The organism is Roseiarcus sp. (genome assembly GCF_052145395.1).
GTDB lineage: Bacteria > Pseudomonadota > Alphaproteobacteria > Rhizobiales > Beijerinckiaceae > Roseiarcus.
This window is the reverse complement of sequence record NZ_JBKQOT010000778.1, coordinates 1-5,589: the sequence shown is the minus strand read 5'-3', so window position 1 is coordinate 5,589 and position 5,589 is coordinate 1. Positions and strand designations below refer to the sequence as shown.

The window sequence follows — 5,589 nt, the reverse complement described above, 5'->3', positions numbered from 1 at the left end:
CCTCGCGGGCGCCGAGGCCGACGCCGCGGCGCCGCCGGAAAGTTGGCCGAGGAGCGCGCCGATTGACACCGTTTGCCCGGTTTCCGCGGCGATCTCGCTCAGCACGCCGGCGCCCGGCGCGTTCACTTCGAGCGTCACCTTGTCGGTTTCAAGCTCGACCAGCGGCTCGTCGGCGCGCACCGCCTCGCCCGCTTTCTTGAACCACTTGCCGACGGTCGCTTCGGTGATCGATTCGCCAAGCGTCGGGACACGGATTTCAATCGCCATTCGTTTCGCGCCGCGAGGCGCCCTTCTTCATCAGGGTGTTACGGAATCGATCGGGGCGAGCGGCAGGCTCGGCCGCACCGCGATCGCGGGCATGGGGAAGATTTCGTAGGAAAAGCCGGCTTTCGACAGGATCGCCGGGTCAGAAGCCAGCATCGCCTCGAGCGCGTCTCGCGACGGCGCCTCGATGATCGCGACGCCGTAGGCGCCCGCCGGGTCGGCGACCGGCCCCATCGCGATCACCACGCCGATCTCGACCCTCGGCGTCCAATATTCGCGATGCCGGCGCATCACCAGCCCTTCGTCCGCCGACATGTCGGAGAGAAACGTCGGCCGCGGAGGCTTCAGCTTGCACAGGAAATGCGACATCGGACCCGCCAAGCGTCAGGCGAAGCACTCGTCAAGAAAGGCCTTGAGCTGGGCGAGGTGTTTCGACATCAGGCCTGTCGCGGTCGCCGCCGCAGCCGGACGTCCGGCGTAGCGCGCGCGCTTCGACTTGCCGCCGACCTGGCCGAGCACCCACTCCATGTACGGCTCGACGAAGAACCAGGCGCCCATGTTCTTGGGCTCCTCCTGGCACCAGACGACCTCGGCCTTTTTGAAGCGGGACAGATGGCGGACCATCTGCTTCAGCGGGAACGGGTAGAGCTGCTCGCAGCGCAGGAGGTAGATGTCGTCGATCCCGCGCTTCTCGCGCTCTTCGTAGAGGTCCCAGTAGACCTTGCCGGACGAAATCACGACACGGCGGATCTTGTCGTCCTTGGCGAGCTTGATCTTCTCGTTCTTCCACGTCTCGGCCTTGTCAAGCAGGATTCGATGGAAGGCGGTGCCGGGCGCGAGGCGGTCGAGAGGCGACACCGCCCGCTTGTTGCGCAGCATCGACTTCGGCGTCATGAGGATCAGCGGCTTGCGGAACGGCCGCTTCAACTGCCTTCTCAGCACATGGAAGAGGTTCGCCGGGGTCGTGATGTTGACGACCTGCATGTTGTCTTCGGCGCACAGCTGCAGGTAGCGCTCGAGCCTGGCCGAGGAGTGCTCCGGCCCCTGGCCCTCGTAGCCGTGCGGCAGCATGCAGACGAGCCCTGACATGCGCAGCCATTTGCGCTCGCCGGCCGAGACGAACTGGTCGAACACGACCTGCGCGCCGTTGGCGAAGTCGCCGAACTGCGCCTCCCAGACCGTAAGCGCGTTTGGCTCGGCGAGCGTGTAGCCGTATTCGAAGCCGAGCACAGCCTCTTCCGAGAGCATCGAGTTGATGACCTCGTAGCGCGCCTGCCCGTCGCGGATGTGGTTGAGCGGGATGTAGCGCGCCTCGGTCTGCTGGTCGATCAGCACGGAATGGCGCTGAGAGAAGGTGCCGCGCTCGACGTCCTGGCCCGACAGGCGAACCGGGAAGCCCTCGTCGAGCAGCGCGCCAAAGGCGAGTGCCTCGGCGGTCGCCCAGTCGATCCCTTCGCCGCTCTCGATCGCGCTGCGGCGACTGTCGAGGAAGCGAAGGATGGTCTTGTGGATCTCGAAGCCCTGCGGCGCCGCGGTGATGCGCTCGCCGATCTGTTTCAGCCGATCGACGTCGTAGCCGGTGTCGCCGCGGCGGTCGTCCTCGACCACGTCCTGCGACGCCTTGAAACCCGCCCAGCGTCCGTCGAGCCAGTCGGCCTTGTTGGGCATATAGGCCTGCCCCGCCTCGTACTCGGCCTCGAGCCGGTGGCGCCAATCGCCGCGCATTTTGTCGACCTCGCCCTGTGTGACGAGGCCTTCGGCGATCAGCTTGTCCGCGTAGATCTGCAGCGTGGTCGGATGCGAGCGGATCAGCCGGTACATGATCGGCTGAGTGAACGACGGCTCGTCGCCCTCGTTGTGGCCGAAGCGCCGGTAGCAGAACATGTCGATGACGACGGGTTTGTGGAACTTCTGCCGGTACTCGATCGCGACCTTGGCGCAGAACACCACCGCTTCCGGATCGTCTCCGTTGACGTGGAAGATCGGCGCCTCGATCAGCTTGGCCACGTCCGACGGATAGGGCGAGGAGCGCGAGTAGCGCGGATAGGTGGTGAAGCCGATCTGGTTGTTGACGATGAAGTGGAGCGAGCCGCCGGTGCGGTGGCCGCGGAGGCCCGAGAGGCCGAAGCATTCCGCCACCACGCCCTGGCCGGCGAAGGCCGCGTCGCCGTGAATGAGGAGCGGCAGAACCTTCGAGCGCTCGATGACGTCGCTCAGCTGGTCCTGCTTGGCGCGCACCTTGCCGAGCACCACCGGATCGACGATCTCGAGATGCGACGGGTTGGCGGTCAGCGAGAGGTGCACGTTGTTGCCGTCGAACTCGCGGTCCGACGAGGCGCCGAGATGGTACTTGACGTCGCCCGAGCCTTCGACCTCGTCGGGCGAGGCCGACCCGCCCTTGAACTCGTGGAAGATGACGCGGTGCGGCTTGCCCATCACCTGCGACAGCACGTTGAGGCGGCCGCGGTGGGCCATGCCGAGGCAGATTTCCCGAAGGCCCAGTTGCCCGCCGCGCTTGATGATCTGCTCGAGCGCCGGGATCATCGCCTCGCCGCCGTCGAGGCCGAACCGCTTGGCGCCGGTATATTTAATGTCGAAGAAGTTCTCGAAGCCTTCCGCCTCGACCAGCTTCGACAGGATGGCGCGCTTGCCTTCGCGGGTAAACTGGATTTCCTTGTCCGGCCCCTCGATGCGCTCCTGGATCCAGGCCTTCTCTGCCGGATCGGAAATGTGCAGGAACTCGAAGCCGATCGTTCCGCAATACGTGCGGCGCAGGATCGCCAGCATCTCGCGCACGGTCGCGTATTCGAGGCCGAGCACGTGGTCAATGAAGATCTTGCGGTCGTAGTCGGCCTCGCTGAAGCCGTAGGTCGCCGGATGGAGCTCCTCGTGGTCCTTCTGCGGCTCGAGGCCGAGCGGATCGAGGTTGGCGTGCAGATGACCGCGCATACGGAAGGCGCGGATCATCATGATCGCGCGCACCGAGTCGCGGGTGGCGCGCTGGATCTCGCCTTCGCTCGCCGGCGCGGCCGGCCCGGCTTCGGCCGCCTTGGCGCGGATCTTGTCGCCGAGCGCTTTTTCCGTCGCCGGCCAGTCGCCGTCGAGGGCGTTGATCAGGTCCCCCTTGGGCGTCTGCGGCCAATTCGGCTTCTTCCACGACGCGCCGGTCGCGGTCTTGGACACGCTCGCCGGGTCGTCGCCAAGGCTTCCGAAAAAGTCGCGCCAGCCGGGCTCGACCGACATCGGGTCCTTTTCGTACTTCGCCTGCAACGCCTCGATGTAGGCGCTGTTGGCGCCATAGAGGAACGAGGTCTGTAGCAGCGCCTGGTTGACGTCCTGGCGGGTCATGGATCGCGTTCCCTTGCTTGGCTCACTTGCCGTTCAACAGCTCGACCAGCGTCTTGCCGAGGCGGGCGGGCGAGGGCGAGACGCAAACGCCGGCGGCTTCCAGCGCCGCAATCTTGTCCGCGGCAGTGCCCTTGCCGCCGGCGATGATTGCGCCCGCATGGCCCATGCGGCGCCCGGGAGGCGCGGTGACGCCGGCGATGAAGCCGACCACCGGCTTCTTGCGGCCGCGCTTCGCCTCGTCCGCTAGGAACTGGGCCGCGTCCTCCTCGGCCTGGCCGCCGATCTCGCCGATCATCACGATCGACTTGGTGTTCGGGTCGGCGAGGTACATCTCGAGCGCGTCGACGAAATCGAATCCCTTGATCGGATCGCCGCCGAGGCCGACCGCGGTCGTCTGGCCGAGACCCACCTGCGTCGTCTGGAACACGGCCTCGTAGGTCAGCGTGCCCGAGCGCGAAACGATGCCCACGCTGCCCCTGGAGAAGATGTTGCCCGGCATGATGCCGATCTTGCATTCGCCGGCCGTCATTACGCCGGGGCAGTTCGGGCCGACAAGAATCGACTTCGAGCCCGTGAGCGCTCGTTTGACGCGCATCATGTCGAGCACCGGGATGCCCTCGGTGATGCAGACGATCAGGGGCACTTCGGCGTCGATCGCCTCGCAGATCGCGTCGGCGGCGCCCGGCGGAGGCACATAGATCACGCTCGCGTCGGCGCCGGTCTTCTCGCGCGCCTCCTTGACCGTGTCGAAAACCGGTAGGCCGAGATGGACTCCGCCGCCCTTGCCGGGGCTGACGCCGCCGACCAGCTTGGTGCCGTAGGCGATCGCCTGCTCGGAATGGAACGTGCCGTTCTTGCCGGTGAAGCCCTGGGTTATGACCTTGGTGTGTGCATTGACGAGGATGGACATGTCGGACTTTCGCAGTGAGATGTGGGGATGGCCTGAGCGAATTTCAGCGGCCTTGAGATCAGGCCGCCGCCTTCACCGCGTTGACGATCTTCTGCGCCGCGTCGTCGAGGTCATCCGCCGGAATGACGTTGAGGCCGGACTCGCGGATGATCTTCTTGCCGAGGTCGACGTTGGTGCCCTCGAGGCGGACGACCAGGGGCACCTTGAGGCCGACGTCCTTGACCGCGGCGATCACGCCTTCGGCGATGACGTCGCAGCGCATGATGCCGCCGAAGATGTTGATCAGGATGCCCTTCACGTTCGGGTCGGCGGTGATGATCTTGAACGCCGCGGTGACCTTCTCCTTCGAGGCGCCGCCGCCGACGTCGAGGAAGTTGGCCGGGCTCTCGCCGTAGAGCTTGATGATGTCCATCGTCGCCATGGCGAGGCCGGCGCCGTTGACCATGCAGCCGATCGTCCCGTCGAGCGTGATGTAGCTGAGGTCATGCTTGGACGCCTCAATCTCCTTGGCGTCCTCCTCCGACTCGTCGCGCAGCGCGACGATGTCAGGATGGCGGTAGAGCGCGTTGCCGTCGAACGACACCTTGGCGTCGAGCACGCGGAGCTGGCCGCTGGTCATGACGATCAGCGGATTGATCTCCAGCATCGACATGTCCTTGTTGACGAAGGCGGTGTAAAGCCGCGTCACAAGGCTCTCGATCTGCTTGGCGCCCTCGCCGGTGAGGCCGAGCGCCTTGGCCGCGGCGCGGCCGTGGTGGGGCATGATTCCGGTCGCCGGATCGACGGTGAAGCTGTGGATCTTTTCCGGCGAGTTGTGCGCCACGTCCTCGATGTTGACGCCGCCCTCGGTCGACACGACGAAGGAGATGCGGCTCGTCTTGCGGTCGACCAGCGCGGACAGGTAGAACTCCTTGTCGATGTTGGCGCCGTCCTCGATGTAGAGGCGGTTGACCTGCTTGCCGGCCGGGCCGGTCTGCACCGTCACGAGCGTCGAGCCCAACATCTGCTTGGCGAAGCTCTCGACCTCCTCGACCGACCGGGCGAGCCGCACGCCGCCCTTGTCGCCG

The 5,589-nt window shown here is 66.0% G+C and carries 5 protein-coding genes; all 5 read right to left on the bottom strand.

Annotation, left to right across the window (positions count from 1 at the left end; translation table 11 throughout):
* Window positions 1–267 (bottom strand): biotin/lipoyl-containing protein (locus ACLP25_RS26815; RefSeq protein ID WP_442472156.1); only part of this gene is annotated, 267 nt, incomplete at its 3' end.
* 30 nt (window positions 268–297) lie between these two features.
* Entirely contained in the window at window positions 298–633 is a 336-nt protein-coding gene (locus ACLP25_RS26810) for a YciI family protein (RefSeq protein ID WP_442472155.1), read from the bottom strand.
* A 15-nt stretch (window positions 634–648) separates the two neighbouring features.
* On the bottom strand, window positions 649–3,612 hold the full coding sequence (locus ACLP25_RS26805; protein WP_442472154.1) for a 2-oxoglutarate dehydrogenase E1 component: 2,964 nt from the start codon (window positions 3,610–3,612) through the stop codon (window positions 649–651).
* 22 nt (window positions 3,613–3,634) lie between these two features.
* Window positions 3,635–4,522 carry a succinate--CoA ligase subunit alpha gene (gene sucD, locus ACLP25_RS26800; RefSeq protein ID WP_442472153.1) on the bottom strand — a complete coding sequence of 296 codons (888 nt, stop codon included), beginning with the start codon at window positions 4,520–4,522 and terminating at the stop codon, window positions 3,635–3,637.
* Window positions 4,523–4,580: 58 nt separating this feature from the next.
* On the bottom strand, window positions 4,581–5,589 hold a 1,009-nt coding region (gene sucC, locus ACLP25_RS26795; RefSeq protein WP_442472152.1), incomplete at its 5' end, for an ADP-forming succinate--CoA ligase subunit beta.

Excerpts from the sequence above, each read along its gene's own strand:
- sucD (WP_442472153.1), bottom strand. The coding sequence starts at position 4,522 with ATGTCCATCCTCGTCAATGCACACACCAAGGTCATAACCCAGGGCTTC.
- ACLP25_RS26805 (WP_442472154.1), bottom strand. The coding sequence starts at position 3,612 with ATGACCCGCCAGGACGTCAACCAGGCGCTGCTACAGACCTCGTTCCTC.
- ACLP25_RS26810 (WP_442472155.1), bottom strand. The coding sequence starts at position 633 with ATGTCGCATTTCCTGTGCAAGCTGAAGCCTCCGCGGCCGACGTTTCTC.